The organism is Kitasatospora sp. NPDC001539 (genome assembly GCF_040298565.1).
GTDB lineage: Bacteria > Actinomycetota > Actinomycetes > Streptomycetales > Streptomycetaceae > Kitasatospora.
In genome coordinates, this window is record NZ_JBEPAK010000023.1 from 15,702 (window position 1) to 42,490 (window position 26,789).

The window sequence follows — 26,789 nt, forward strand, 5'->3', positions numbered from 1 at the left end:
AACCGTCTGCGGGCTTGAGCGCGAGCAGGGGGCCGACGTGGCTGATGATGCGGTTGGCTGCGGACTTCGAGACGCCGAACGGTGGTGCGAGCTGCCGTAACGTCACGTTGGTGCGCCAGGTAGACCGTGCCCAACAGCACCCGGTCCCCCAGCGGCAGGCTCCGCGGCCGGCCACTGCGGACCGCGTCAGCTCCTTCACGCCGCAACCGTGTCACCAACGTGCTGCACAGCGAGGGCTCAGCGCGGTGAACGGGGCGATCCAGGAAGGCTCCGACGCCGTCATCGGACCGGACGCCGCAAGATCTCTTCACGGGCCGCAGTGCCGGTCTGCGGGCAGTCAGGAAGGACGTCGCTGCGGTTCCACAGCCCTGAGCAGGCACTCGCGGTCATCCATGCTGATCAGTCCGTCCGGAAGGGTCTCGTCCTCCAGCAACGCGCGCAGGGCGGAAGCGTGTGCGGCGAAGGCGGCCCTGCACCACTCGCGTTCCGGGTGATCGGATTCGTTGCCGAACAGCAGCACCTGGCGTTCATCGTCGGCGTCGACGGGCGAAGACAGTTCCGCGGCGACGACCAGGAAGTCGACCAATCCGGACCGCACCGCGGTGTCAGGGACGGCTGCCAGGCGGATCAGGAAGGGCAGAACGGCCGGCATCACAGCGCTCACGTGCAAGACACTGTTCATCAGGACGTTCCCCAGCACGGACAGAGCCGCAGGGCCGGCTGCCTCATCCAGGAGACCGCGGAGCAGGGCCGGGATCCCGGCAGGGCACCCGGGAATCTGCGACCAGTCGACGTCAGCGCAACCCAGCAGCGCGGGGTGGTCGCATGCAGCGTGCTCCATCTGCGGATATTCGCGGAGGAACCGAGCAACGGCAGCCTCTTTCACCGCTGCAGCCATCACACACATTTTTCCACCCCTGCTCCCGCGCCCCGCCCCGACCGACATGCGCAGGACGGAACTCTTCCCGGGACGGGCGTCGAACGCAAGCGACAGGGCAGTGGCCGCCACCTCCCGCTCGGGGGTAGCGGCGCCCCGGCCCGGCACCGGATTCCGGGACAGCCCTTGGTGGATACGGACCCAGTGGCAAGGGTGGGAGAAAGCTCCAAGAGCGGGGACTGGCGTGTCGGGTTTTTCGTGACGTTCGTCCGAGACGGAAATGCGACGCCTGGGCCCTTGTTGCCCTCGCGGATGCGAGGGGCCGTTCCGCGGCGCCCGATCGGCGCGAATAGCGTGGTGGGTGGCGGCCCGAAGCCGCGGATTCCACGAGCGACCCGAGTGAGGCGTACGTCCATGAGCCTGAGCATCCGCAACCAGATCCCCGGCACCGTCACCGCCGTCACGGCGGGCGAGGCCATGTCCGCGGTGAAGGTCCGCCTCGCCGGCGGCCAGGACATCACGGCGGCGATCACCACGGACGCCGTCAAGGACCTCGGCATCGCCGAGGGCAGTGCCGTCAAGGCGCTCGTGAAGTTCACCGAGGTGTCCCTCGCGACCGCCCCCGTCGAGGGCATCTCGATCCGCAATCAGATCGCGGGCACCGTCACCGAGGTGGCGACCGGCGGTGCCATGGGATCCGTCAAGGTCGACGTCGAGGGCGGCGAGCTGACCGCCGCGATCACCAGGGACGCCGTCGAGGCCCTCGGCCTGGCCGCCGGCTCCTCCGTCGTCGCCCTGATCAAGTCGACCGAGATCTCCCTCTCGGCCTGATCCCGTCCCGCCCCGGGCTCCCCCGCGCTCCCAAGGCGTAGGGCGCCCTCAGGTGTTCGCCCTTCAGAGCCGGTGACCGCACCGCCGAGCAGTCCTGAGCGCCCGTCCTCGAACGGAGCGGCCCCGATCCGACCGAATCCGGCGCATGGTCCGGGATCGAGCGGGCAGACGGGTGCCCGACAGGATGCTGCGATACGGAGGGAGAACCGCGATGAGTGCCTCGGACAAGGCGTCGAACCTCGGTGACAAGGTCAAGGGCAAGGTCAAGGAGGCCGCGGGCAAGGCGGTCGGCAACGAGCGCCTCGAAGCCGAGGGCAAGGGGGACCAGGTCAAGGGGGACGTGAAGCAGGCCGGCGAGAAGGTCAAGGACGCGTTCAAGGACTGACCGCTTCTTCCGCGACGGGCCGGACACCTCGGGAACGGGGTGCCCGGCCCGTCGTCACGTCCGGAGCCGCACGCTGCGGACCCGCGGCGGGCGGCGCAGGGCGGTGCGGGCCGGCGCAGGCCGGTGCCGGCAGGATCCCGTTGCTCCCGTGGCACGGCCGGACGAACGCACGCCTACCACCGGTCCCGCTGCCCGACCGCAGCCGCCCCTACCTGCGCGACCGCGCACGGATGGCCACTGCCCACCCCCGCCACGCGCCCGTGTCCTCCGCCGGTGCCCTCCGCCGGTGGCACTCGTCGGCGGCATTCGGCCCAATCCGGCCCGCCCCCGGTTCCGAACATCCGGTGAAGACACAGTTCGGGCCGCGCCTGCGGCCCTGACCGCCGGAGGGGCTCTCGTGACGATCGTCGGTACCGTCCCCGTCTCCACCGACCGCGGTGTCACCGCGTCTGCCGGCGGACGTCCGCGAAGGGCCGCGGTGGTGGGATCGGGCGTCGCCGGACTCACCGCGGCGTACGAGCTGGCCCGCGCCGGCGTCGAGGTCGAGCTGTTCGAGGCCGACGCGCGCCTCGGCGGCCACGCCCACACGCAGGAGGCCACCGGGGCGGACGGCCGGGCGGTGGCGCTGGACACCGCGTTCCTGGTCCACAACGAGCGCACCTACCCGCACCTGGTGCGGCTCTTCCGCGAACTCGGCATCCGCACCCGCGACAGCGAGATGAGCATGTCGGTGCGCTGCGACGGCTGCGGGCTGGAATACGCCGGCGCGAGGGGGCCCGCCGGGCTGTTCGCCGCACCCGACGTCCTGGTCCGCGGCCGGTACCTGCGGATGCTCGCCGAGGTGCCGCGTTTCCACCGGCGGGCGCGCCGCCTGCTCGCCGACCCCGGGGCGGGCGACCCGAGCCTGCGGGAGTTCCTCGCCGCCGAGGGCTTTTCGCCCTACTTCGTCAGCCACTTCATGACCCCGGTGGTCTCCGCCGTGTGGTCCTGCGCGCCCGACCTGGCGGGCGACTACCCGGCCCGCTACCTGTTCGCGTTCCTCGACAACCACGGCATGCTCTCCGTGACCGGCTCCCCGACCTGGCGCACCGTCGTCGGCGGCTCGCGCACCTACGTCGAGCGGATCGCCGAGCGGCTGAGCGCCGTCCACCGGTCCGCTCCCGTGCGGGCGGTGCGCCGCCACCCGGACGGCGTCACCGTGGTCCGCGAGGGCGGACACCGCACCGAGACCGACGCGGTGGTGATCGCCACCCACGCGGACCAGGCGCTGGACCTGCTCGCCGACCCGACCGACACCGAACGGGAGGTCCTGGGCGCCTTCACCTACTCGCGCAACCCCACCGTGCTGCACCGCGACCCGTCGGCGCTGCCCGCCGCCCGCTCGGCACGCGGCTCGTGGAACTACCGGATGCCGCACTGCACCGCGCCCAGCGACCGGGTGCGGGTCAGCTACCACCTCAACCGGCTTCTGCGGCTGGACACCGCCGAGGACTACCTGGTCACCCTCAACGAGGACCGCGACCAGCCGGTCCCCGAGGAACTGGTGATCTCCCGCACGGTCTACGAGCACCCGGTCCACACCGCGCGCACCGTCGCCGCCCAGGCCCGTCTGCCCGAACTGAGCACCGGCCGGACCGCGTTCGCCGGTGCCTACCACGGCTGGGGCTTCCACGAGGACGGCTGCCGCTCCGGCGTCGAGGCGGCGCACTCGCTGCTGGGGGTGAGCGTTCCGTGACCGCCCTGCCCGGGCCCTGGGGCGCCGTCCTGTACGACACCGTCACCACCCACGTGCGCACCGCGCCCTCCCGGCGGCAGTTCCGCCACCGGGGCTACCTGTGGCTGGTGGACCTCGACCGCCTGCCGCCCGTCCCGCGCCCGCTGCGGCCACTGGCGCGGTTCCCGGTGGGCGACCACCTCCTCGGCCCGCCCGGCCCGGCGCCGACCGTCCGCCAGGATCTGGCACGGTTCCTCGAGGGCCGCGGTGTCCGCCTCGGCGGCGGGCGGGTCCTGATGCTCGCCCAGGCCCGTTCCCTGGGGTACGTGTTCAACCCGCTGACCGTGTACTGGTGCCGTGACGAGACGGGCCGTCCGCTGTGCACCGTCGCCGAGGTCCACAACACCTACGGCGGCCGCCACCGCTACCTGCTGCCACCCGATCCCCGGGGCCGCGGCGGGACCGACAAGGACTTCTACGTCTCACCGTTCTTCCCCGTCGACGGCCGCTACACGATGCTGCTGCCCGAACCGGGCGAACGGCTGCGCCTGACCGTCCACCTGGAACGCCCCGGCGGCCGGGCCTTCACCGCCACCGTGCGCGGCACCGCACGGCCGGCCGGCCCCGCCGCCCTGCTGCGCGCCGCGCTCGCCCATCCGTTCGCCACCTGGGCCGTCAGCCTGCACATCCGCTACCAGGGCGTCCGCCTGTGGCTCAGCGGCCTGTCCGTCCATCCCCGTCCGACCGCCGGCCCGTACCGGCCCGCCGGAACGCCCGCGCCCACGGAAGAGGTGCCCACCCCATGACGACCACGACCGCGCTGCCGGCGTCGACCCCGTCGGCCCCCGTCGACCCCTCGCGCTGGCCGGACGTCGCGCGGGTGCCGAACGTGCCGCTGCGCGCGGCCGCCGCGGCGCGCCTGCTGCGGCGGGTGGCGGCCCGCCGCGGCCTGCGCGTCGACCTTCCCGGCGGCCGCACCCTGCAGCCCGCCCCGCCCGGCGCCCCCGTGCTGCGCCTGCACCGGCCGCGCGCCTTCCTCCACCGCGTCGGCGAAGGCGGGCTGATCGGCTTCGGCGAGTCCTACCAGGCCGGTGAGTGGGACAGCCCCGACCTGGTCGCGCTGCTCACCGAACTCGCCACCGCACCCCACACGCTGGTACCGCCCGGCACCCAGTGGCTGCGCCGACTGTACGTCCAGCGCCCACCGGCGGCGGAGGTGCCCACCGCGAGGAACGCGCGGCGCAACGTCCACCGGCACTACGACCTGTCCAACGACCTGTTCGCACTCTTCCTCGACCGGACGATGACCTACTCCTCGGCGATCTTCCCGACCGGACCGGACGGAGCCCCGCTCGCCACCCGGGACGGCCTGCCCGCCGCCCAGCACCGCAAGATCGACCGGCTGCTCGACCTCGCCGCCGTCGGCCCCGGCACCCGGCTGCTGGAGATCGGCACGGGCTGGGGCGAACTGGCCCTGCGCGCCGCCGCGCGCGGCGCCCGCGTGGTCAGCCTCACCCTCTCCGAGGAGCAACTCGCCCTCGCCCGCCGCCGCATCGCCGACGCCGGGCACACGGACCGGGTGCAGGTGCGGCTGTGCGACTACCGCGCCGCCGAGGGCCGGTACGACGCCGTGGTCAGCGTCGAGATGATCGAGGCCGTCGGCCGGCCCTTCTGGCCCCGGTACTTCGCCACCCTCGACCGCGTCCTGGCACCGGGCGGCCGCGTCGCCCTGCAGGCCATCACCATGCCCCACGAACGGATGCTGGCCAGCAGCGGCACCTACACCTGGATCCTCAAGTACGTCTTCCCCGGCGGGCAGATCCCCTCGCTGCGGGCGATCGAGGAGACCGCGGCCCGCCACACCCGCCTGCGGGTGACCCACGCCGACACCTGGGGGCCGCACTACGCCCAGACCCTGCGCCTGTGGCGGGAACGCTTCGCCGAACACTCCAACGAGGTCGCGGCCCTCGGGTTCGACGAGGTCTTCCGGCGCATGTGGGAGCTCTACCTCGCCTACTCCGAAGCCGGCTTCCGCACCGGCTACCTCGACGTCCACCAGGTCCTGCTGACCCGCGAGGAGGCGGGCAGGTGAACGCCGCCGCCCTGGTCGCCGCAGCCCTCGGCCGGCTGCTCCCCGGCCCCCTGCCGTTCCGCCTGAAGACCTGGGACGGCTCCGCCACCGGGCCCGAGGGCGCCCCCGTCGTCGTCCTGCGCCGTCCCCGAGCGGTGCGCCGGCTGCTGTGGCAGCCCGGTGAACTCGGCCTGGCCGAGGCCTACATCCTCGACGAACTGGACATCGAGGGCGATCTCGCCTCCGGCCTGAGCCAGGTCCGACGCACCCTGGCCGGCCGGCGGCCCACGCTCCCGGCGCCCCGGGCCTGGCCCGCACTGCTGGCCACCGCGGCCCGGCTCGGTGCGCTCGGTGCGCCTCCCGCCCGTCCGCGCGGGCGCGCAGCGGTCGGCGGCGCGCCGCACAGCCGGGCCCGCGACCGCGCGGTGATCAGCCACCACTACGACCTGTCCAACGACTTCTACGCGCTCCTGCTCGGCCCCGCGATGGCCTACTCGTGTGCCTACTACGGGCGCGACGACCAAGGCCTCCAGGCCGCCCAGGAAGCCAAGTTCGACCTGGTCTGCCGCAAGCTCGCGCTCGAACCCGGCTCCCGGCTGCTCGACGTCGGCTGCGGCTGGGGCGCGCTCGCCCGCCACGCCGCACGCCGCTTCGGGGCCCGCGTCACTGCCGTCACGCTCTCCGAACGCCAGCACCGCTGGGCCACCGACAGCATGGCCGCAGCGGGCGTGGCGGACCTGGTCGACGTCCAGCTGCGCGACTACCGGGACATCGAGCCCGCCGCCTACGACGCCATCAGCTGCATCGAGATGGGCGAGCACGTCGGCGAGGACCGATACCCGGCCTTCGCGGCCCGTCTGAACGGCCTGCTGCGGCCCGGCGGCCGCCTGCTCGTCCAGCAGATGTCCCGCGGCGCCACCGCACCGGGCGGCGGGGCCTTCATCGAGACCTACATCGCCCCCGACATGCACATGCGGCCCGTGGGCCGGACCGTCGACCTCCTGGAGTCCGCCGGGCTGGAGGTCGTCCACACCGAGGCGATGCGCGAGCACTACGCCCGCACCATCGACGCCTGGCACGACACCCTGCGCGAGCGCCGGGCCGAGTTCACCGCCCTGGTCGGCCGGCCCACGGTCCGGCTGTGGGAGCTCTACCTGGCCGGCAGCTCCCTGGCGTTCGCCGAGGGGCGGATGGGCGTGGACCAGGTCCTCGCCCGACGCCCCGGCGGCCCGCCGTCCACCGTGCGCCCCGCCCACTGGTACGGGACGCAGCCGTGAACGCCGCCGCCTTCGCCCGGGCGCTGCCGGTCACCGCCGCCGTCGCCCTGGCCGTGCTCCTCGCCGCTTTCGCCGTCGGCGTGCGCACCGGGCGCCACCGCGGCGTGGACGTCGCCTGGGGGCTCGCGTTCACCGCCGTCGCCCTCGCCTCCCTCGCCCTCTCCGGCGGCCACGGCGACCCCGGGCGCCGGATCCTGGCCGCGGTGTTGGTCACCGTGTGGGGCCTGCGGCTGTCCGGGCACATCTGGTGGCGCGGCCGGGGCGAGCCCGAGGACGCGCGCTACGCCCGGATGCTCTCCCGCGCCCCCGAGGGCCCGGCCCGCACCCGCTACGCCCTGCGGATGGTCTACCTGCTCCAAGCCGCCCTGGTCTGGTTCGTCTCCCTGCCCGTCCAGGCCGCCCAGTACATCCCGAAGCCGCCCGGCGCGCTCGCCTGGGCGGGCACCGCGCTGTGGGCGGTGGGTCTGTTCTTCGAAGCGGTCGGGGACCGTCAGCTCGCCCGCTTCAAGGCCGACCCGGCCAACCGCGGCCGGATCATGGACCGGGGCCTGTGGCGCTACACCCGCCACCCCAACTACTTCGGCGACGCCTGCCTGTGGTGGGGCCTGTTCCTGCTGTGCGCCGACACCCCGGCGGGCTGGGCCCTCGTCCTCAGCCCTGCCCTGATGACCTGGCTGCTCGCCTTCGGCAGCGGCAAACCGCTGCTGGAGAGGCACCTGGGCTCCGAACGCCCTGGCTGGGCCGAGTACGCCGCCCGTACCAGCGGCTTCCTGCCCCTGCCGCCACGCCGTCCGGGGCCCCCGCCCGGCACCGGGCCGTGACCGGTCCGTCCGGGTCGACCGGGCCCGGGAGTGCTGTGCTGCTCGGGCGACGGCGCGCGGTGGCTGCGGCGCGGCCGTAGTCGTCGAGGGGCGCCACCGGCCTGCGCACTGTAACGCCCCGTGAAGATTCGAAGACCGGTGCCGACCGGCGATCACCGGCTCGTGACCGGCGCAGTGGAGCATCCGGACCAGGACGCCACTCGCCGTTCGGGACGGCCCGTGGTGTGGCCGAGGTGCGGCCCGGGGCGCAGGGGGCGGGCAGCGCTCCCTCAGCGGCGGAGCGCTCACCATCGCCGGAGGCGTCCCGCGCCGCGGCCGCGCGCCCGGTGGCGCCGAGGCGCGGACGCCCTCGTCGTCACGTAGATCCGACCGCCGGCGGCGTTCAGGATCCGGACGTGGTTGACGCCGCTTGCCGAGTCCGGCTAGCTTCCCCGGCATGCAGCAGCGCCGAATCCCTCTGACGACCCGGGGTCACATCGACCTCCTCTGGGTCTGTTCCGCTGCCTGTCGCCCCTGTTGAGGGCTGCTGACGCCCTGCCGCACGGCCTCTGACGGCCGTCCCGGCCGCTGAACCGCCCGTGTTCTGACACCGCCTCACGTGTGCCGACGCACCGTTCGCGCGGTGCACTCCCAGGCCTGCCCGCACCCGTGTGCCCGTCGGGTGCACGCTGCGGCGCCTGTCCTCTCCCTGCCCTCGCCCGGGTCCGACTCTGCCCGAGGAGACACCTGTGTCCATCGACACGGACGCCCCACCACCACCCGCAGTTACCCGCGACGCCCCGGCCCCCGACCTGGTCGCCGTCGCCGCACGCGCCGGTCGGAGCCGGCGCGCACCGCGCTGGGCGCGGCGCTCGATCGCGCCGCTCGTCCTGCTCGCCGTCTGGCAGGTGCTCGGCTCGACCGGAGCGCTCTCCGCCCAGACCCTGGCGGCGCCGTCCACCGTTCTCGGCAAGGCCGTCACCATGACCGCGGACGGCACCCTGCCGTCCGCCCTGGCCGTCTCGCTGCAACGGGTGCTCTGCGGCCTGGCGCTCGGGAGCCTGGTCGGTGTCGGACTGGCCCTGGTCGCCGGCCTGTCCAGGCTCGGCGAGGACCTGGTCGACGCGACCGTGCAGATGTTGCGCACCGTTCCCTTCATCGGCCTGATCCCGCTGCTCATCATCTGGGTGGGCATCGGAGAGGCGCCCAAGGTGGCGCTGATCGCGATGGGCGTCGGCTTCAACCTCTACCTGAACGTCTACGCCGGGATCCGCAGCGTCGACGACGCGCTCGTCGAGGCCGGCAGGACACTCGGCCTGAACCGGCGTCAGCAGATCTGGCACATCGTCCTCCCCGGGGCGCTGCCCGGCCTGATGACCGGCCTGCGGTACGCGCTGACCGTCTCGTGGCTCGCACTGGTCTTCGGGGAGACGATCAACGCCGACAACGGCATCGGCTTCCTGATGAACCAGGCCCGCGAGTTCTTCCAGACCGACGTGATCGTCGTCTGCCTCCTGGTCTACGCCCTCCTCGGGCTCCTGGCCGACCTCATCGTCCGCGCGCTGGAAAGGACTCTGCTGTCGTGGCGACCGACCTTCAGCGGAACGTGAGGAACTCGACCGGCGCCGCCGTGCTGGTCCGCGGCCTGCGCAAGTCCTTCGGCCCGGAGGTCGTCCTCGACGGTCTCGATCTGCGCCTGGAGCCGGGGCAGTTCACCGTTCTGCTGGGCGCGAGCGGCTGCGGCAAGAGCACGCTGCTGCGGATCCTGGCGGGTCTGGACCGGGAGATCGACGGGGAGGTGCTGGTGCCGGGGCGGCGCGCCGTGGCCTTCCAGGCACCGCGGCTGATGCCCTGGAAGAAGGTCTGGCGCAACGTGGTCCTCGGGCTCCCCGGCCGGCCGGACCGGCCGCTGGCCGATCGGGTGCTTGCCGAGGTGGGTCTGGCCCACCGGGCCGACGCCTGGCCCAAGACCCTCTCCGGCGGCGAGGCCCAGCGTGCCGCACTGGCTCGGGCGCTGGTGCATGAACCTGAACTCCTGCTCCTGGACGAGCCGTTCGGCGCACTGGACGCCCTCACCCGACTGCGGGCGCAGCGGTTGGTCGCCGAGGTCTGGGAGCGTCGCAACTGCGCGGTGCTGCTGGTCACGCACGACGTCGAGGAGGCCGCGCTGCTCGCCGACCGCGTGCTGGTGATGCGCGCCGGGGCGATCGTCCACGACGAGCCGGTGGACCTCGCCCGACCGCGCGACCCCGCCGACCCGGCGGTGCTCCGCCTGCGCAGCTCCCTGCTCGACCGGCTCGGCGTCTCCGGCCCCTACTGAGGATCACGACATGTCCCTGAAGAACCGCCGCACCGTTGCGGCCGCCATCGCGCCCCTCCTGCTCGCCGCTCTGGCCGCCTGCGGCTCGTCATCGGCACGGTCGCAGGCCCCGGAATCCGCCGGGGCAGCCCCGACCCTGCGGGTGGGGGACCAGAAGGGCTCCGCCGCGCAGGCCCTGTTGGACGCCTCGGGCCAGAGCAAGGACCTCCCGTACAGGATCAGTTGGTCCTCCTTCACCTCCGGCCCGCCGATGCTGGAGGCGATCGGTGCCGGGTCGGTCGATCTCGGCTCGGTCGGCGACACGCCCCCGGTCTTCGCCGGAGCCGCCAAGCGGCCGGTGAAGGTGGTCGGGGCGGTCCGGGCCTCCGCGGCGGGTGACGCCGTCCTGGTGCCCAAGGGCTCGGGGGTGACCGGCATCGCCGCGCTCAAGGGCCGGACCATCGCCGTCGCCCAGGGCAGCTCCTCGCACTACACCCTGGTCGCGCTGCTGCTCAAGGCCGGCCTCTCGCCGGCCGACGTGCACCTGAGCTACCTCCAACCCGCCGACGCGCTGGCCGCGTTCAACTCGGGGAAGATCGACGCCTGGGCGGTGTGGGACCCGTACACCGCCATGGCGGAGCAGGCCGGCGGCCGCGTCCTGGCCACCGGGGAGGGGGTCACGGCGGGACTGTCCTTCGCCGTCGCCTCCACCAGCGCGCTGGCCGACCAGGCGCGCAGCAAGCTGGTCGGCGACTACCTGCAGCGGCTGCGGGCCGCCCAGCACTGGGCGGCCACGCATCCCGAGGAGTGGGCGCAGGTGTGGTCCAAGCAGACCGGAATCCCCTACGACGTCGCGCTGACCTCGGTGCGGCGCACTCAGGCGACGTCCTTCGGCGTGGCGCTGGACGACGACGCCGTCCGCTCCGAGCAGGCGATCGCCGACACCTTCGCCGGGCAGAAGCTCATCCCGGCCTCCTTCTCCTTCGCGGACTTCACCGACCGCCGCTTCAACGCGGGGCTGCCGGCCTCCACCACGCAGCTGCCCCCTCCGTCCTGACCGGGCGCTCCTGCCCCCGACCGAAGCGCCCGACCGAAGTGCCTGACCGAAGTGCCTGACCGGAGTCCCCGACCGAAGCCCCCGACCGAAGCGCCCGACCGGAATCCCTGACCGAAGCGCCCGACCGAAAGAGTCCTGATGAACCTTCACCTGCACTGGTTCCTGCCGACCGGCGGGGACGGCCGAGGCCTGGTCGACCGCCACGCCTACGCCGGCAACCTCACCGGGGGCGGCCGCGAACCCGACGGTGGGCAGCGCCGCCGCGGCCGTCCGGCCACCCGACATCGAGTACCTCGCCCAGATCGCCAAGGCCGCCGACCGGCTCGGCTTCGAAGCGGTGCTCACCCCCACCGGCACCTGGTGCGAGGACGCCTGGCTCACCACGGCCTTCCTCGCCCACGAGACCGAGCACCTGAAGTTCCTGGTCGCCTTCCGCCCGGGGGTGATCTCGCCGACCCTGGCCGCCCAGATGGCCGCCACCTACCAGCGGGCCACCCGCGGCCGACTGCTGCTCAACGTGGTGACCGGCGGCGACGCGGCCGAGCAGGCCCGGTTCGGCGACCACCTGGACCACGACGGCCGCTACGCCCGCACCGACGAGTTCCTCAGCGTGGTGCGCGGGGCGTGGACCGGCACGCCGTTCGACTTCGAGGGCGCCCACTACCGGGTGACCGGCGCGCACGTACCGGTGCCGCCCGCTCCCGCGCCGCCGGTGTTCTTCGGCGGCTCCTCGGCCGCCGCCGGCCCGGTCGCCGCCAAGCACGCCGACGTCTACCTGACCTGGGGCGAACCGCCCGCCCAGGTCAAGGAGAAGGTCGACTGGATCCGGGGGCTCGCCGAGGCCGAGGGCCGCGAGATCCGCTTCGGCGTCCGGCTGCACACCATCTCCCGCGACTCCTCCCGGCACGCCTGGCAGGAGGCGCAGCGGCTGCTGGACGACCTCGACGACGACGCGGTCGCACTGGCCCAGCAGTTGCTCGGCCGCAGCGAATCGGTGGGCCAGCAACGGATGCTGGCACTCCACCGGGGATCGCGCGCAGACCTCGAGATCCACCCCAACCTCTGGGCGGGCGTCGGCCTGGTCCGCGGTGGGGCCGGCACGGCGCTGGTCGGCAGCCACGAGGAGGTGGCCGACCGGATCGAGGAGTACCACGCCCTGGGCATCGACCACTTCGTCCTCTCCGGCTACCCGCACCTGGAGGAGGCGTACTGGTTCGGCGAAGGGGTGCGCCCTGTGCTCCAGGCCCGTGGCCTGGTCGGCCCGCCGCCCGGCGCCGCCGCGACGGCCGGTACCCCGCTGCTCTCCGGCGCCGGCCGCTGACGACCCACCACCGAAAGTCCGCTCACCCGACCGCCCTCCACCAGTAAGGACCACCATGCGAAAGACGACCTGGGCCGCCCGCAGGGCACTGGCCGTGGCTGCGACCGCGGCGTTCGTCGGCGTGCTGCCGGCGCCCGGCGCCACGGCGGCGACGCCGGACAGCGCGCCACTGCCCCCGCTGAACGTCCTGACCGACAAGGCGGGGACCGGCAGCGGTGACCTCTTCATCGCGCCGAACTCCGCCACCGGCCGGTACGCCAGTGGCGTGGAGATCCTCAGTCCCGACGGCAGGAAGGTCGTCTGGTCGCACGCGGTACCGGCCGGGCAGCAGGCGGCCGACTTCCGCAAGCAGACCTACCGGGGCAAGCCGGTGCTGACCTGGTGGCAGGGCACCAACCTCGGCGGCCTGGCCAGCGGCGTCGACTACATCTACGACGAGCACTACCGGAAGATCGCCGAAGTGCGGGCCGGCAACGGCTACTCGGCCGACGGCCACGAGTTCGTGATCACGCCGCGCAACACCGCGCTGATCCTCGCCTACGCCGAGGCCACCGCCGACCTCACCTCCATCGGCGGCTCCGCCCACCAGAAGGTGATCAACGGGATCGTGCAGGAGATCGACATCCGCACCGGCAAGGTCCTGTTCGAGTGGAACAGCGCCGACCACGTGCCCTACGGGCAGAGCGAGCAGCCGCTGCCGTCCTCGCCGGACACGCCCTGGGACTGGTTCCACATCAACGCCGTCAAGCCGGACGGCGAGGGCGAACTCCTCGTCGATGCCCGCAACACCTGGACGACGTACCAGGTGTCCCGGCACACCGGCCGGATCCTCTGGCAACTCGGCGGCAAGGCGGGCTCGTTCGAGCTGACCGCCGCGCCGGGCCAGGTGCTGGACGGCGCCGCGAGGATCTTCGCCTGGCAGCACGACCCGGAGCCGCTCGGGAACGGCCTGTACACGTTCTTCGACAACGAGGCCGCGGGTAGGGCGAACACCGGGTCCGACCCCGTTTCCGAGCTTCCGTACAGCCGGGTGGTCACCGTGCGCCTGGACACCAGGACGCACCGGGCGACCCTGGTGAGCTCCGCCGACCAGCCGGCGAAGCTCAGCGCCTCGTCGCAGGGCAACGCCCAGACGCTGCGCAACGGGAACCTCCTCGTCGGGTGGGGCTCGCTGCCCGGCGTCTCCGAGTTCGGCCGGAAGGGCGAGCTGCTGTACGACGCCACGCTTCCCGCGGGGGTGAACAGCTACCGGGCCTACCGGTTCGACTGGAAGTGACCGACGCGCACGAGCGCCCGGGAGACGCCTTCGTCTCCCGGGCGCGGCCGTACCCCGCTGCGCGCGCCCGGCGCACCGCTCCACGGCTGGAGGCCACTCCTCGACCGCCGGCGAGGACCAGCGTCCGCTCGGGGTGGCGAGCGTCAGGCGAGCACCTTCGCCTTGGCGCGCTGGTACTCGTCCTCGGTGACGTCTCCCCTGTTCCTGAGGTCCGCGAGGCGGGCCAGTTCGTCGACGTGACTGGAGGGCGCCGCGGTCTCGGAGGCCGTCTGCCGGAGATAGGCGCGGAGCTCCTGCTCCGCCTCGGCGGTCCGCTGCGCTTCGCGCCGTCCCATGTCGTTGCCCCGCGCGATGAGGTACACGAAGACGCCGAGGAAGGGCAGGACGAGCAGGAACACCGACCAGCCGGCCTTGCCCCAGCCGCTCACGCTGTCGTCGTGGAAGAGGTCCCCGAAGACGCGGAAGAGCAGGAAGAACCACATGATCCACAGGAAGATCCACATGGTGGTGAAGAAGATGTCGAGCAGTGGGTAGTCCACCGCGGGCCTCCTGACATCGACGGCGCGCCCCGCAGGGCCGCCGCGGGCCCGCGGTGTGCCGAGCCGGGACGCCCCGAGCCGCCGCCCGGGCCCCGGAGGCACCGGGCGGGAAGCCGTGACGTGCTCCGGTTCCAGATACGCACCGCCGGCCCGCCCCGGCCTCACCCCGGCCGGGTGATCCGGCCCCGGGGCGGGCGTCGACCGGCAGGGTTATCCTGCGGCTGATGGGCGGAGCGGAGCACGAGCGGCAACAGCGACCCGGCGTCGTGGGACGACTGCTGGCGACGGTCCGAGCGGATCCCGCCCACCTGCCCGAACGCCTCGCGGCCTTCGTGGTCGACTACCTGGGCCCCCAGGCGGCGGAACAGGCCGCGGCGCCGCGCCGGAGCGGGCCGGCGGGGACGGCCGGGCCGGATCCCGCCGAGCGGATCATCGAGCGGGGGGTGCGCCGCACGGTGGTCGAGGGATCCTTCCTCGGGGGCCCGTTCATCCTCCTGCTCCCGGTCGCGTTCGTCGCGGCGCTGCTCGCCCAGCTGCGCATGGTGCTGGAGCTCGCGGCGCTGGCCGGCCGCGATCCCTGCGGCGACGACGCGGCGGCCCAGATCCTGGTGGTGCAGGGGGTCCACCCGACGGTCGAGCAGGCGCAGGAGGCCCTGCGGAGGGCGGCGCGGGCCGGAACCGGTGCCGGGGAGAAGGCCTCCTGGGCGGCCGTCGTCCGCCGCCAGGCGTACCTGATCGGGCTGGTGACCCCCGAGGACCCCGCCCGCACCAGCCTCCGCAAATGGCTCGGCTGGATCGGCCTGGGAGTGCTGGTGCTCATCGGAACCGTCGTCCCGTTCGTGTGGGTGCCGGCGTGCGGCGTCATGTACCGCCGCGCCACCGGAGAGCTCGGCGAGCGTGCGCTGCGCCAATTCGGCTTGGCCCTGCCGGAGGCCGCGCGGACCGGAAGGACCCGGTCGGTCCTGCGTCCGGGGATGCTCCTCGTGGTGCTGCGGACCGTGCTGGCGTGCCTGGCGACCGTGGGCGCTGTGCTGCTGGTGCTGGTCACCGGTGCCCGCGTCGCCCACAACGCGTGGCTCACGATGTTCCTGGTGATGATCGGCGCGAGTGCCGTGGTCGTCGGGTGGCGCCATCTCCGGGCCCGCCGGCGCCGGCGTCGGCGCGGCTGAGGCGGGCCCGGGCGGACGGGCGGCCGAAGCAGGACGTGCGCGGCCGGAGCAGGACGGGCGCGGTCAGAGCAGGTGCAGGGCGCGCGCCCGCCGCACGGCCCTGTTGCGCCCGGTGACGGCGAGTTTCCGGTTGATGCTCTTGAGGTGCGTCTTGACGGTGTTCACCGACAGGAACAACTCGGCGGCGATCTCGTCCGTGGAGAGCATCTGCGCGGCCAGTCTGAGGACGTCCAGCTCGCGGTCGCTGAGCGGTTCGACCGGGTCGGTCACCGCGGCGGCCTCCTCGGACGCCTTGGCCGCAGCGCCGGGCAGGAGGTCGGGCGGCAGCCAGCCGTGGGACTCCACCAGCTCGGGCCGGGCGTGCAGCAGGCGCCGCAGCCACGGACCGGCTTCCCGGAAGGGCCGACGCAGCCGCTCCGGCCGGGCGACCGCGAGGGCGCGGGCGAGCAGGCGTTGGGCCGCGGCCTCGTCCCCCAGGGCCAGCGCCGCCTGGGACCGGGTCAGCAGGACCCGCACGGTGATCGCGGGTCCGTGGCCGTCGTGCTCGGGGATCGCCGCCAGGATCCGCAGTGCCCCTCGGCTCTCCCCCGCGGCGAGGTGGGCCCGGGCGGCGGCGACGGCGGGTTCCGGGCCGTCCGCGCCACTGCGCTCCAGCGCCTCCAGCGCGGCGGCCGGGTCGCCCTCGGCGAGGTGTCCGGCGGCCGCGGCCACGGCGACGCCCTCCCGTACCCAGGGTGGTGGCGGTCCGGCGACGGGGGTACCGTCCTCCAGGCCGCCGAGGAGGTCGAGCGCCGCGCGACTACGGCCGTCGGCCAGCAGCATCCTCGCCCGGACGATCGTGATCCCCGCCGCGACGGTGGGATCGTGGTCGGCCGCGGCCGACTCGGCGACCCGGTCCAGTGCCGCCCGCGCCGCGGGCAGGTCGTCGCGGTCGACGGCGAGCGCGGCCAGCACGAGCTGGTCGGCCCCCGTGCGGGAGTCCGGTGCCAGGCCGCCCAGTTCGGCCTCGGCCCCGGCCCTGCGCAGGTGGATCTCGGCCTGCCCCGGCTGACCCCGGAGCAGGTCGATCAGGGCGAGCCGAGCGAACGACTCGTGGCGCGGACAGGCCGTGGCGGCACCGTCGGCCTCCGCCGTGGCGGCGGCCGACAGGGCCGTTCCGGCGGCGTCGAGGCTGCCCTTCCAGAGCAGTGCGGAACCGAGGTCGGTCAGGCGGAGCGCGGGAAGTTCGGGGTGTTCCCGCCGGAGTCCCTGCGGGACCTCCTCCTCCAGGCGCGCCGCCCGTTCGGCGGCGGCCCGTGCCATGTCGGCCGAGCCGAGCAGCCGGCCGGCCAGCACCCGGAGGTGGGCCGCATTGAGCAGGGCCGCCGGAACGGCGTCGGCGCCGCGCTCGGAGAGCAGCGTCTCGGCGTGCCGGAGGTGCTCGAGCCCGCCGTCCACCTGGTGGTGGGCGAGGTCGCGGGCCGCCCGGATCAGTTCCGGGGCCGGCCCCCGGGCATCGGGTGGCATGTCGGCGAACAGGCGGTCGAGCCGCTCCGCGTCGCGACCGGCGAACAGCCGTCCGATGGCGAGCCGGTCGACGACCTCGGTCGCGGCGAAGTCCCAGTCGCCGGCTGCGGCGGCGTGCACCAGGCCGTCGGTCAGGTGCCCGGCCGCGGTCAGCCAGCGGGCCGCCCTGCGGTGGAGCGCCCGTTCCAGCCCCGGGCTGCACGCCGACAGGTGGTCACGGAGGATCTCGGCGAACAGCGGGTGGCAGCGGTACCAGGAGCGGCCGACGGGTTCGACGAAGGTGTCGGCGCGGGCGAGGGCCGTGAGGATCCGAGATCCGTCCGAGCGGCCGGTCAGGGCGTCGGCGAGGCCCGGGTGGATCCGGTCCAGGACGCTCGTGCGCAGGAGGAGGTCCTGCGTCTCGGCGGGCTGGTCGCCGAGCACCTCGGCGAGCAGGAAGTCCGCGACGGTGCTGCGGCAGGCTTCGAACTCCTTCAGGTACACCTCGGGGTCGGCGGCCCGCTGGGCGGCCAGGGCGGACAGTCGCAGCCCGGCGGCCCACCCGCCGGTCCGCTCGGTCAGCGCCCGGGCGGTGTCGTCCGAGAGGGCCAGGCCGTGCCGGCGCAGCAGTACGGCGGTCTCCTGCGGCCGGAAGGCCAGGTCGGCGGCCCGGACCTCGGTGGCACTGCCGGAGGCACGGTAGCGGTGGAGCGGCAGGGACGGCTCGTTGCGGCTGATCAGGACCAGCCGAAGACCCGGGCCGGCGTGGCTGAGCAGGAAGTGGAGCCCGGTGGCCACTTCCGCGGACGACACCTGCTCGAGCTCGTCGAGGACGACGACTACGGGATCCTCGCGGCGGCTCAGGTGGGCGGCCAGCCCGGCCAGCAGCGAGTGGTCGATCCCGTCGGCCCGGGCGGGGGTTCCGATGTCGTCCGGCAGGACGACGCCCTGGTGCCGCACGGCTTCCAGCAGGTAGGCCCAGAAGACCCCCGGTGCGTTGTCCTCCCGCTCGACGGTGAGCCAGACCGCCGGGCCCCGCAGCCGCGTCGTCGCCAGCCAGTCGGAGACCAGCAGGGTCTTGCCGGCTCCGGCCGGGGCGGTCACCAGCAGGAGGGGCGTCCGGAGACCGTCGCGCAGGCGCTCGACCAGGCGCGGTCTGTGCACGAACGTCCCCGGGACCGGCGGGACGGCGAAGCGGGCCGCGAGGACGGGGTCGCCGCCGGGTATCCGGGTCGGCCGGGCGGTGCCGGGTCGAGGCGCGTCCGCGGGGTGGGTGGGCGAGCCGATGGTCATGGTGCTCACCTCGGAGTACGGCGCACGGTGGCGCGGAGCACTGACAATCCCCATCCTGGGTGACACCGCTCGGCCTGGCAAAGGGGCCACCGGCCCCCCGTCGGGGGCCGCCCGCCCCTGCGGTCGCGGTGCGACGGGCCTCAGTCCCCGCCCGCCGGGGCCGGCTCCGGCGTCGCCAGGAGCCGGGCCAGCCGCCCCTGGCTCGCCACGACGTACCCGATCGCGATGCCGAGGGTGACGGCCGTGAAGACCACGATGAGCCAGCTGAGCAGGGTGAAGACCAGGCCGAGCGGGCCGAACTGCGTCACGCTGCGGTTCAGCGAGCGGGGTACGTAGAGCCGCGACACCCAGGCGAGCGCCGTCAGCGCGGCTCCGGTCAGCAGCGCGCCCGGCAGCAGGGGCAGCCAGGGGACCCGGCCGCCGAGCAGCAGGTGCTGGGTCCACCACCAGAGCAGGGTGGCCGTGATCAGGTAGAGCACGACCCCGAGGCCGGAGCCCGCCCCGAACCCGGACCGCACCTGGCCCTGGAGGATCAGGGCGGTCAGCCACACCAGGAGCCAGGCGAGCCATCGCCACGCCGCCAGGCGCCCGGCGAGGTGGGGCAGGTGCCAGCTCCGCTCGCACAGCCGCTGGAGGATGCGGCTGCAGCTCGTGGCCGAGAGCAGGGTCACCAGGATCCCGATGCCGCCGAAGGCGTCGATGGTGGAGCCCTGACCGCTGGGGCGCAGCGCCGCCCGGATCTCGTCGAGCGAGGCACCCTGGAGCCCCAGGACGGTCCGCAGGGATTCGGAGACGCTGTTGCGCACCTCCTGGGGCATGAAGGCGGCCAGTACGAACAGCACCGGGATGGCGGTCAGGAAGGCCTGGGCCGCGAGGCGCGTGGCCATGTCCAGGACGTGGACGTGGAGCAGCTGCGAGGCGAGCCGGCGCAGGAACGGGGCCTCGCGCAGGGTGGCCGTGCGTTCCCTCAGCCAGGCGCTCCTGGCGCGGAACCATTCGGCCCGGCCGGGCTCGTCACGCTGTGCCGCCACCGCGCGCTCCCTCCGGTCGTGCCCGCATCCGGTCCGCCCCGGCTCGTCCTCGACCCGAGCGCTGGGCATTCCGTCCAAGGGTGGGCGACGGGAGGGCGCGCGGCACGTCGGACGGTCCGCCGTTCGGCGCAGCGCCTCCGCTATCCTCCCCGCGCCTGGCCGGTGCACGGCGGTTCGCAGGGCGAGCCGTCGAGCTCGTCCGGCGTCGTGCTCCTCAGCGGGATCGCGGCGCCTGGCCGCGCGCGGTGGCGGCCCCGTCGTGCGGCAGGAACATCGCCGCGCAGAGTCCGATCACGCCGCAGAGGCCGAGGGCGGCCATCGCCGCCGCGTAGCTGTTGCGGGTGAGTTCGGAGACCAGGATGGTTCCGGCGATCGCGGTTCCCAGGGAGGAGCCCAGGTTGGAGACGCTGCGGGACAGGCCGGAGATCTCGCCCTGGCGGCTGTCGGGGAAGGCGGACTGCACGATGTTGACGGAGGGCGTGAGCATCAGGCCGATGCCCAGCCCGATCAGCAGCAGGCCGGGGGTGAAGGCCCAGATGTCGTCGACGGCGCGGACCAGGAGCAGCAGCACGACGATGCCGACGGTGGTGACCGCGAAACCGGTGAGGATCAGGGTGCGCTGGGAGCGGCGCTTGGCGAGGCGCTCGGCGGCGAGCGAGGTGGCGAGCAGGCCGAGAGTGGCGGAGGTGAAGACGCCACCGGTGGCGATGGCGCTGTAGCCGCGGACGACCTGGAGGTAGGCGCCGACGGTGAACGAGACGCCCATCAGCACGAGCCACTGGGCGTTCTGGGTGACCAGCCCCAGGTTGGAGGTGCGGTTGTGGAACAGGCCGGGGGCCAGCAGCGGTTCGCGTCCGGCGCGTTCGACGCGGCGGATCCAGCGGAAGAAGCCGGCCAGCACCGCGGCGCCGGCGAGCAGGAGCGCGATCATCAGCCAGGTGTTGTTGTCGGCGGCGAGGATGCCGGTGACCAGCAGGATCAGCCCGGCCGCGGACAGCACGGCGCCGACGGTGTCGAACGCCCGGGTGGGATCGGCGGGAAGGGGGTCCTCCAGTTTGCGGGTGAAGAACAGGATCAGAACGATGACCACGACCTGGAAGCCGAAGTTGGCACGCCAGTCGATGGCCGTGGTGAGCAGGCCGCCGAGCAGCGGTCCGGCCGCGGCGCCGACGCCGCCGAGGGCCATGATGGTGCCGAAGGCGCGGGCCCGGGCGGCCGTACCGGTGAAGAGCAGGGTCGTGAGGATGTAGACGGGCGGGATCAGCAGGGCGGTACCGACGCCCTCCAGGACGGAGTTCCCAAGGATGAGGACGCCGAGTCCGGGGGCGGCCGCACTGAGCAGGGCGCCCACGCCGTAGACGGCGAGGCCCGCCATCAGACAGCGCTTGCGGCCCCAGCGGTCGGTGAGCTTGCCCCCGGGGATCATCAACGCGGCCATCACCAGCAGGAAGACGGTGATGGCGACCTGGATGCCCTGGACGCTGGTGTCCAGGTCCCGGCTCATGTCGTTGATCATCACGTTCATGCTGGAGCCGGCGAAGCTGCAGATGAACTGGGCCAGCGCCAGCGGGATCAGCACCTTGCGTCCGGCCGCGGTGGGGGTGGGGACGGCGGTGGAGGTCATCGCGCGCGCCCCTCAGGACGTCCCTCGGCGGTCGAGTTCCTCGTCCAGGGCCATGGCCGCGTCGATGAGGGCGAGGTGGGTGAACGCCTGGGGGAAGTTGCCGAGTTGCTCGCCGGAGGGGCCGATCTCCTCGGCGAACAGCCCGACGTGGTTGGCGTACGTGAGCATCTTGTCGAAGGCGTACCGGGCCTGGTGGACCCGGCCGGCCCGGGCCAGGGCCTCGACGTAGAGGAAGGTGCAGAGGTTGAAGGTGCCCTCGGAGCCGCTCAACCCGTCGGGTGAGGCGGCCGGGTCGTAGCGGTAGACCAGGCTGTCCTGGACCAGTTCCCGGTCCATCGCGTCGAGGGTGGTCAGCCAGGACGGATCGGTGGGAGAGAGGAAGCCGACCTTGGGCATGAGCAGCAGCGAGGCGTCCAGGACGTCGGTGCCGTAGTGCTGGGTGAAGGCCTCGCGCTCGCGGCTCCAGCCGCGTTGCACGATCTGGCGCAGGATGTCGTCGCGCTCCGAGCTCCAGCGGTCCAGGTCCGCGGGGCGGGCGAACCGGCGGGCGAACCGGACGGCGCGGTCGAAGGCCACCCAGCACATCAGACGGCTGTAGGTGAAGTCCTGCCGTCCGCCACGGGTCTCCCAGATGCCCTCGTCCGGGCGGTCCCACTGCTCGGTCAGCCAGTCCACGAGTCCGCGGAACGCCGCCCAGCCGCGCAGGGCCCCCATGTCGTCCTCGTCGGCGGCGAACGCGTAGGCCGCTTCACCGTAGATGTCGAGCTGGAGCTGGTCGGCGGCGGCGTTGCCGGCGCGCACCGGGGAGGAGCGGCGGTAGCCCTCCCAGTGGGTGAGGGACTCCTCGGTCAGGTGGGGGTCGCCGTCGACGCGGTACATGATCTGGAGGCGCTCTCCGGCGCCGTCGGCGGCCTCCATGCGGTCCCGCACCCACCGTCGGAAGGCGCGCGCCTCGTCGCGGAAGCCGAGGCGGATGAGTGTGTGGACGGAGAGCGAGGCGTCCCGGATCCAGGTGTAGCGGTAGTCCCAGTTCCGCTCCCCGCCGACCTGCTCCGGCAGCCCCATCGTGGCGGCGGCGATCAGCGCACCGGTCGGGTGGTAGCTGAGCAGTTTCAGCGTGATCGCCGACCGGTCCACCATCTGGCGCCAACGTCCCTGGTACCCGGAGGACCTGAGCCACCCGTACCAGAACTCCCGGCAGGCGTCGAAGGCGGCGACGGTCTCCACGTCACTGGGCGGGGCGGCCGGCACGGAGCCCGGCGGCTGGGTGCTGAGGAGGACGGTGGCCATCTCCCCCGCGCCCAGGGTGAACCTCGCGGTCACGTCGGAGTCGTCGGCGCGGAGCACGACGGGGGCGGTGACCTGTACGGACAGTTCCTGGTCCGGGCCGCGGAGCACCGCGCTGCGTTCGTCCGTCAGGGTGAGCTGGTGGGGCGCCCGGCCGTAGTCGAAGCGCGGTCGGCACTCCAGCAGGAAGGGCACCCTGCCGCGGACCACCCGGGCCGTGCGGGTGATCCGGTGCCGGTCGCTCGGGGACTCGGACGTGTCGGGCTCCATGAAGTCGACGACCTCCGCCACGCCCTCCGGCGCGAGGAAGCGGGTCACCAGGATGGCCGTGTCGGCGAGGTAGAGCTGCTTCACCTGGACGTCGGGCACCGCTTCCCGGTCGACGGCCAGACCGCACCGGCCGCCCTTCTCGTGGTCCAGCAGGGCGGCGAAGAGGCTCGGGGAGTCGAAGCGGGGGGTGCACCACCAGTCGATGTCGCCACTGGTGGCCACCAGCGCGGCGGTCTGGAGGTCACCGATGACCCCGTGCTCGGCGATCGGGGGGTAGGGGTTCACGGTGAACTCCTCGGTGGACGACGGGGAAACAGCCCTTGCCGTGCTGACGTTACGAGCGGCGGCCGGAACGCGGGTCACCCGGCGGGGGTGAGCCGCGCGGACGCGCCGGAACCCGGGTCGCGGGCGATGATGGCCCAAACGGTCCCAGCGGTCGGCCTCGCGGCGATGACGGGAGCAGGCGCCATGACAACGTCTCGCGGGCGTACCGACGCCCCGCGCGAACCGGCTCCGGACGGAACCGGGAACCGGACCGACTACGCCGGCGCGGTGTACGGTTCGATGCTCGCCGCCTCGGTGATCGCGGCCTCCGACCTGCACGAGCCGCACCCCCGGCTGTCGCTCATCCTGCTGCTGGTGATCACCGGGCTCGTCTTCTGGGCCGCCCACGTCTACGCGCAGGTGGCCGGCGAGCGCGAGGCCGGCCGGCCGGTCACCCGGAGGCAGGTGCGCGAGGTCGGCCGGCACGAGTGGCCGCTCGTCGAGGCGTCGGCGCTGCCCGCCCTGGCGGTGCTGGTCAGTCCGTGGCTGGGGGCGGGCGAGAACGCCTGGCTCGCCCTCGCTGTCGCCGTCGCGCAGCAGGTGGTCTGGGCGACGCTGGGGGCCCGCCGGGCCGGCGCCTCGTCCGGCCAGATCGCCGCCGAGGGCGCGGTCAACCTGCTCCTGGGCCTGGTCATCGTCGCGGCCAAGGTCGCCGTCGGGCACTGAGGCACCCGCCGCGGTGCTGCCGCGGCCCTGCCGACGGCGCTCAGCCGGCCAGCAGCCGCTGCTTCTGCGTGGCGAACTCCTCCTCGGTGAGGACGCCCTGGTCCCGCAGCTGCGCCAACTGCTGCAGCTGGGAGATCTTCGCGTCCATGTCCGCCGCGGCGGGTGCGGCAGGGGCCGGCGGCGGGGGCGGGGGCGGTGCGTACTCGGCCGCCGCGTCCTGTTGCGCCCAACGGCCCGCCTGGCGACGGGACACCCGGTTGGACACGGCGGTCGCCGTCCCGGCGACGACGGCGGTGCGCGCGATGCCGCGCAGCAGTCCAGGCATGACTCCCACTCCTCTCGGCGACGTCACCTGGCGTCGGACGGGCCCGAACCGGAGCCGTCCGCCGCACCGGCCGGGCCGCCTTCCGCGGCGTCCAGCTCGTCCAGGGAGCGCAGCAGCTCCGGCAGCGGCACCCGGCCGCTGGCGACCACCCGCGCGCCGCCGCGGCGCAGCGCCGTGGCGAACGGGGCGGCCCAGGTGTTCTCGTAGATGAGCACACCGGCCGAGTTGCCGGGCTCGACGACTGCGGCGGCCTCGCTCAGGTCCCCGGCGTCGAGCAGGCCCGACCCGGCACCCTCGAAGACGGCGAGGTCCAGGCGGCCGTCGCCGTCGAAGTCGGCGATCTCCATGCCCGAGACGGTGCCGTCGGTGTCCTTGCGCACGAACGCGAAGTCCAGGATGCGGATCACACCCCGGTCCACCAGGTCGATCAGCAGCGGAAGCCCTTCCCCGGTCATCCGGTTGCCGGGGAACTCGACCACCAGGTAGTCGATGGGCCCGGTCTCGGCGAGGTCGTCCTCGACCATGGTGGTGCTCCTTCCGGGTGACGTCCGGCGTGAAGTCCGGTGAAGTCCGGTGAGTCGTCAGGGCCTCACGCGCCGGCCCCTGCGGGCCGTCGCTGCTTTCGACCGTAGGGACCGCCGGGTGGGCGCGGATCACCTGCCCGGGGTGAGACGGCGGCCGGGGCCGGGCCGCGCACCGGTCGGACGGGCGTGACCGGCCGGCCGCTGCTCCCGCGCCTCCGGACGGCCCAGCCCGGCGCGCCGGACCAGGGCGGCTGCGGCGTGAATGGTGTCAGCGGCGTCGCAGCCGCTTCAGCGAGAGCCGGCGCCAGGAGGGCAGTTGAACGGGCCGAGCGAACCCCAGCCGTCCGGGCCGGCGCCGGGCGGCCCGGCCGACGAGGGCGCCCCCGCGCAGCCCCGGCACGCCTCCCGGGTGGGCCGGATCGTCAGGAGCACCGCCTCGGCCGTGCTGATCACGTTGACCTGCATCCTGGTGCCGGTCTCGCTGCTCACCGTCTGGGTGCACGACATCGCGCTCGACACCGACCGCTACGTCTCCACGGTCGCGCCGTTGGCGACGAACCCGGCGATCCAGGACGCAGCGGTCCGCCGGATCACGCAGGCGGTGGACGTCAAGGTGGACGGCCCGGACGTCGCCTCCGACCTGGCGTCCTGGCTGCAGTCGCAGGGCCTGCCACCCCGGGCCGCGTCCGCCGTCAGGTCCCTGGGCCCCAGGATCGACGACGCCGTGAACCAGGTGGTCACCAGGGCGGCGACCGGGGTCGTGCAGAGCGACGCCTTCGGGACCGTCTGGACGCAGGCGAACCGCGGCGCCCACACCGCGGTGGTGCGCGCGCTGACCGGCAGCGGCCGCGGCGCCGTCGGCATCAGCGACGGCACGGTCACCCTCGACGTGGGCCAGGCCGTCGACCAGCTGAAGGGGCAACTGGTGGCCGCGGGGCTGACGCCGGCCGAGAAGATCCCGGACGTGGACAAGCAGATGGTGCTGTTCCAGTCCGACAAGCTGGCCAAAATCCGTGGTGGCGCGCACGCGCTGGACGTGCTGGGCAACTGGGTGCCGGTGATCACCGTGCTGCTCGGCCTGGTCGGCGTCCTGCTGGCGCGCCGACGGCGCCGTGCGCTGGTGTCGACGGCGCTGGGAGCGGCCGGAGCGGCCCTGCTGGTGGCGATCGCCCTGGTGATCGCCCGGCACTACTACCTGGACCACCTGCCGCCCGCGGTGCAGTCCCCGGCCGCCGCGGCCGCGGTCTTCGACACACTGCTGAGGTTCCTGCGGGTCAGCCTGCGCACCGCCGTCGTCCTCGGCGTGGTGGTCGCGCTCGGCGCCTACCTGTCCGGGGCGGGACGACTGCCGCGCGCGGTGCGCGGCGGGGCCGACCGGGCCGCGGACTCGGCCGCCCGCTGGGGCGGCGCGCACGGCGTGCACACCGGGCGGGTCGGCGCCTGGACCGACGCCCACCGCCGCGGGCTCGCCCTCGCGGCGCTGCTGATCGCGGCCCTGGTGTTCGCCCTCTGGAACCACCCGACCGTGCTGACCGTGCTCCTGCTCGTCCTGGTGCTGCTCGCGGTCCTCGCCGTGCTGGCACTGATCGCCGCCTCCGGGCGGGTGGTCGCCTCCGGACCGGGCGGCGCCGCACCGGGTGATGCCCTGGAGCCGGGCGACGCCGGGCATCCGCCCCCGCAGGACTGACCGGGCTCCGCGGGGCCCGCACCGCCCCCCGGCCGCTGCCCACGACAGGACACGGATCCGGTCCTACCGTGAACGTAGGACTTCTGTTCGACCCCCCGCCTTTCACGATCCGCCGGGCGGGACGCCACTGAAGGAGTCACGGCCATGACGAGCAGCGTCAGCGGAAGCGGCAGTGTCAGCGGAAGCGGCGGCAGCCAGGTCGCCCCGCCCCGGCAGCACGGCTACACCAGCGGATGGACCATCTTCGCCGGAGTCATGCTGATCACCGGCGGTCTCATGGCGGTCTTCGAGGGGATCTCCGCCATCGCCAAGGACGACCTGGTCGTCGTCACCCGCAACTACGTGTACTCGATGAACACCGCGGGGTGGGGCTGGATCCACCTCATCCTCGGCGTCCTGATCGTGGTGGCGGGCGTCGCCGTCTTCAGCGGCATCCTGTGGGCCCGGATCTTCGGTGTCGCCATCGCCGGCCTCGGAATGATCGCCAACTTCCTGTGGCTGCCCTACTACCCGGGGTGGGCCATCGTCCTGATCGCGATCGACGCACTGGTCATCTGGGGGCTGTGCCACGGCGGCCTCGAGCGGGCGGCCGAGTGACCGAGTGACCGCCGGAATCCGCCGCCTCGGCGCGACACGGCCCGGCCCCGGACGTCGTCC

The 26,789-nt window shown here is 73.8% G+C and carries 23 protein-coding genes and 2 pseudogenes; 16 read left to right on the forward strand and 9 right to left on the reverse strand.

Features of this window, described 5'->3' with window-relative positions; all coding sequences use genetic code 11:
• Positions 1-10: 10 nt before the first annotated feature.
• Positions 11-283 (reverse strand): annotated as a pseudogene (locus ABT247_RS06795) (helix-turn-helix domain-containing protein); the annotation flags it as partial.
• Between the two features lie 54 nt (positions 284-337).
• On the reverse strand, positions 338-898 hold the full coding sequence (locus ABT247_RS06800) for a hypothetical protein (protein WP_350739040.1): 561 nt from the start codon (positions 896-898) through the stop codon (positions 338-340).
• 393 nt (positions 899-1,291) lie between these two features.
• Between ABT247_RS06800 and ABT247_RS06805 the strand changes: the two genes are divergently transcribed.
• The 12 genes and pseudogenes from ABT247_RS06805 to ABT247_RS06860 all read left to right on the forward strand — a co-directional run bounded on the left by ABT247_RS06805 (position 1,292) and on the right by ABT247_RS06860 (position 13,908).
• Positions 1,292-1,708 carry a TOBE domain-containing protein gene (locus tag ABT247_RS06805; RefSeq protein WP_350739042.1) on the forward strand — a complete coding sequence of 139 codons (417 nt, stop codon included), beginning with the start codon at positions 1,292-1,294 and terminating at the stop codon, positions 1,706-1,708.
• A 211-nt stretch (positions 1,709-1,919) separates the two neighbouring features.
• Positions 1,920-2,093 carry a CsbD family protein gene (locus ABT247_RS06810; protein ID WP_350739045.1) on the forward strand — a complete coding sequence of 58 codons (174 nt, stop codon included), beginning with the start codon at positions 1,920-1,922 and terminating at the stop codon, positions 2,091-2,093.
• A gap of 478 nt (positions 2,094-2,571) precedes the next feature.
• The gene (locus tag ABT247_RS06815; RefSeq protein ID WP_350739098.1) at positions 2,572-3,828 is read left to right on the forward strand and encodes an NAD(P)/FAD-dependent oxidoreductase; all 1,257 of its coding nucleotides are present in this window, start codon (positions 2,572-2,574) and stop codon (positions 3,826-3,828) included.
• A gap of 5 nt (positions 3,829-3,833) precedes the next feature.
• Positions 3,834-4,613, forward strand: coding sequence for a DUF1365 domain-containing protein (locus ABT247_RS06820; RefSeq protein WP_350739101.1), 780 nt, complete (start codon positions 3,834-3,836; stop codon positions 4,611-4,613).
• The gene (locus tag ABT247_RS06825) at positions 4,610-5,899 is read left to right on the forward strand and encodes a class I SAM-dependent methyltransferase (RefSeq protein WP_350739048.1); all 1,290 of its coding nucleotides are present in this window, start codon (positions 4,610-4,612) and stop codon (positions 5,897-5,899) included. The genes ABT247_RS06820 and ABT247_RS06825 overlap by 4 nt, the downstream gene beginning before the upstream one ends.
• On the forward strand, positions 5,896-7,155 hold the full coding sequence (locus ABT247_RS06830) for a class I SAM-dependent methyltransferase (protein ID WP_350739051.1): 1,260 nt from the start codon (positions 5,896-5,898) through the stop codon (positions 7,153-7,155). The genes ABT247_RS06825 and ABT247_RS06830 overlap by 4 nt, the downstream gene beginning before the upstream one ends.
• Positions 7,152-7,976, forward strand: coding sequence for a DUF1295 domain-containing protein (locus ABT247_RS06835; RefSeq protein WP_350739054.1), 825 nt, complete (start codon positions 7,152-7,154; stop codon positions 7,974-7,976). The genes ABT247_RS06830 and ABT247_RS06835 overlap by 4 nt, the downstream gene beginning before the upstream one ends.
• Before the next feature lie 734 nt (positions 7,977-8,710).
• Positions 8,711-9,565, forward strand: coding sequence for an ABC transporter permease (locus tag ABT247_RS06840; RefSeq protein WP_502892396.1), 855 nt, complete (start codon positions 8,711-8,713; stop codon positions 9,563-9,565).
• A complete protein-coding gene (locus tag ABT247_RS06845; RefSeq protein ID WP_350739056.1) occupies positions 9,538-10,275 on the forward strand; it encodes an ABC transporter ATP-binding protein in 738 nt (245 codons plus the stop codon). The genes ABT247_RS06840 and ABT247_RS06845 overlap by 28 nt, the downstream gene beginning before the upstream one ends.
• A 10-nt stretch (positions 10,276-10,285) precedes the next feature.
• A complete protein-coding gene (locus ABT247_RS06850; RefSeq protein WP_350739059.1) occupies positions 10,286-11,311 on the forward strand; it encodes an ABC transporter substrate-binding protein in 1,026 nt (341 codons plus the stop codon).
• A 138-nt stretch (positions 11,312-11,449) separates the two neighbouring features.
• A pseudogene (locus tag ABT247_RS06855) lies at positions 11,450-12,632 on the forward strand (LLM class flavin-dependent oxidoreductase).
• 55 nt (positions 12,633-12,687) lie between these two features.
• Positions 12,688-13,908: an arylsulfotransferase family protein gene (locus tag ABT247_RS06860; RefSeq protein ID WP_350739061.1), complete on the forward strand. Its 1,221-nt coding sequence runs from the start codon at positions 12,688-12,690 to the stop codon at positions 13,906-13,908.
• Positions 13,909-14,051: 143 nt separating this feature from the next.
• On the opposite strand, the gene ABT247_RS06865 is transcribed toward ABT247_RS06860, so the two are convergent.
• Positions 14,052-14,447, reverse strand: a complete 396-nt coding sequence (locus tag ABT247_RS06865; protein WP_350739064.1) for an SHOCT domain-containing protein — start codon at positions 14,445-14,447, stop codon at positions 14,052-14,054.
• Positions 14,448-14,671: 224 nt separating this feature from the next.
• Here ABT247_RS06865 and ABT247_RS06870 point away from each other — a divergent pair, with 224 nt between their 5' ends.
• Entirely contained in the window at positions 14,672-15,616 is a 945-nt protein-coding gene (locus ABT247_RS06870; RefSeq protein WP_350739067.1) for a hypothetical protein, read from the forward strand.
• A 63-nt stretch (positions 15,617-15,679) separates the two neighbouring features.
• Here ABT247_RS06870 and ABT247_RS06875 read toward each other — a convergent pair whose 3' ends face one another.
• The 4 genes from ABT247_RS06875 to ABT247_RS06890 all read right to left on the reverse strand — a co-directional run bounded on the left by ABT247_RS06875 (position 15,680) and on the right by ABT247_RS06890 (position 22,891).
• A complete protein-coding gene (locus ABT247_RS06875) occupies positions 15,680-18,394 on the reverse strand; it encodes a winged helix-turn-helix domain-containing protein (RefSeq protein WP_350739070.1) in 2,715 nt (904 codons plus the stop codon).
• A 140-nt stretch (positions 18,395-18,534) separates the two neighbouring features.
• Positions 18,535-19,425, reverse strand: coding sequence for a YhjD/YihY/BrkB family envelope integrity protein (locus ABT247_RS06880; protein WP_350739073.1), 891 nt, complete (start codon positions 19,423-19,425; stop codon positions 18,535-18,537).
• Positions 19,426-19,639: 214 nt separating this feature from the next.
• Positions 19,640-21,049 (reverse strand): MFS transporter, encoded by a 1,410-nt coding sequence (locus ABT247_RS06885; protein ID WP_350739076.1) that lies wholly within the window; start codon positions 21,047-21,049, stop codon positions 19,640-19,642.
• A 12-nt stretch (positions 21,050-21,061) separates the two neighbouring features.
• Positions 21,062-22,891, reverse strand: a complete 1,830-nt coding sequence (locus ABT247_RS06890; RefSeq protein ID WP_350739079.1) for a glycoside hydrolase family 15 protein — start codon at positions 22,889-22,891, stop codon at positions 21,062-21,064.
• Positions 22,892-23,074: 183 nt separating this feature from the next.
• On the opposite strand from ABT247_RS06890, the gene ABT247_RS06895 reads away from it, so the two are divergent.
• Entirely contained in the window at positions 23,075-23,596 is a 522-nt protein-coding gene (locus ABT247_RS06895) for a hypothetical protein (protein ID WP_350739082.1), read from the forward strand.
• Positions 23,597-23,636: 40 nt separating this feature from the next.
• Here the strand turns inward: ABT247_RS06895 and ABT247_RS06900 are convergent, their stop codons facing one another.
• Both ABT247_RS06900 and ABT247_RS06905 read right to left on the reverse strand, forming a co-directional pair.
• Complete coding sequence (locus tag ABT247_RS06900; protein ID WP_350739084.1) at positions 23,637-23,921, reverse strand: SHOCT domain-containing protein; 285 nt, start codon at positions 23,919-23,921, stop codon at positions 23,637-23,639.
• A gap of 23 nt (positions 23,922-23,944) precedes the next feature.
• Complete coding sequence (locus ABT247_RS06905) at positions 23,945-24,445, reverse strand: DUF6325 family protein (RefSeq protein WP_350739086.1); 501 nt, start codon at positions 24,443-24,445, stop codon at positions 23,945-23,947.
• Positions 24,446-24,761: 316 nt separating this feature from the next.
• Here ABT247_RS06905 and ABT247_RS06910 point away from each other — a divergent pair, with 316 nt between their 5' ends.
• Together ABT247_RS06910 and ABT247_RS06915 are read left to right on the forward strand one after the other, a co-directional pair.
• Positions 24,762-26,132, forward strand: a complete 1,371-nt coding sequence (locus ABT247_RS06910) for a hypothetical protein (RefSeq protein WP_350739089.1) — start codon at positions 24,762-24,764, stop codon at positions 26,130-26,132.
• 144 nt (positions 26,133-26,276) lie between these two features.
• Positions 26,277-26,729, forward strand: a complete 453-nt coding sequence (locus tag ABT247_RS06915) for a DUF7144 family membrane protein (RefSeq protein ID WP_392900119.1) — start codon at positions 26,277-26,279, stop codon at positions 26,727-26,729.
• Positions 26,730-26,789 lie beyond the last annotated feature (60 nt).

Coding starts and splice junctions, on each gene's coding strand:
- ABT247_RS06885 (WP_350739076.1), bottom strand. CDS start 21,049: ATGACCTCCACCGCCGTCCCCACCCCCACCGCGGCCGGACGCAAGGTG.
- ABT247_RS06800 (WP_350739040.1), bottom strand. CDS start 898: ATGGCTGCAGCGGTGAAAGAGGCTGCCGTTGCTCGGTTCCTCCGCGAA.
- ABT247_RS06860 (WP_350739061.1), top strand. CDS start 12,688: ATGCGAAAGACGACCTGGGCCGCCCGCAGGGCACTGGCCGTGGCTGCG.
- ABT247_RS06915 (WP_392900119.1), top strand. CDS start 26,277: ATGACGAGCAGCGTCAGCGGAAGCGGCAGTGTCAGCGGAAGCGGCGGC.
- ABT247_RS06825 (WP_350739048.1), top strand. CDS start 4,610: ATGACGACCACGACCGCGCTGCCGGCGTCGACCCCGTCGGCCCCCGTC.
- ABT247_RS06870 (WP_350739067.1), top strand. CDS start 14,672: ATGGGCGGAGCGGAGCACGAGCGGCAACAGCGACCCGGCGTCGTGGGA.
- ABT247_RS06850 (WP_350739059.1), top strand. CDS start 10,286: ATGTCCCTGAAGAACCGCCGCACCGTTGCGGCCGCCATCGCGCCCCTC.
- ABT247_RS06805 (WP_350739042.1), top strand. CDS start 1,292: ATGAGCCTGAGCATCCGCAACCAGATCCCCGGCACCGTCACCGCCGTC.
- ABT247_RS06900 (WP_350739084.1), bottom strand. CDS start 23,921: ATGCCTGGACTGCTGCGCGGCATCGCGCGCACCGCCGTCGTCGCCGGG.
- ABT247_RS06810 (WP_350739045.1), top strand. CDS start 1,920: ATGAGTGCCTCGGACAAGGCGTCGAACCTCGGTGACAAGGTCAAGGGC.
- ABT247_RS06905 (WP_350739086.1), bottom strand. CDS start 24,445: ATGGTCGAGGACGACCTCGCCGAGACCGGGCCCATCGACTACCTGGTG.
- ABT247_RS06875 (WP_350739070.1), bottom strand. CDS start 18,394: ATGACCATCGGCTCGCCCACCCACCCCGCGGACGCGCCTCGACCCGGC.
- ABT247_RS06895 (WP_350739082.1), top strand. CDS start 23,075: ATGACAACGTCTCGCGGGCGTACCGACGCCCCGCGCGAACCGGCTCCG.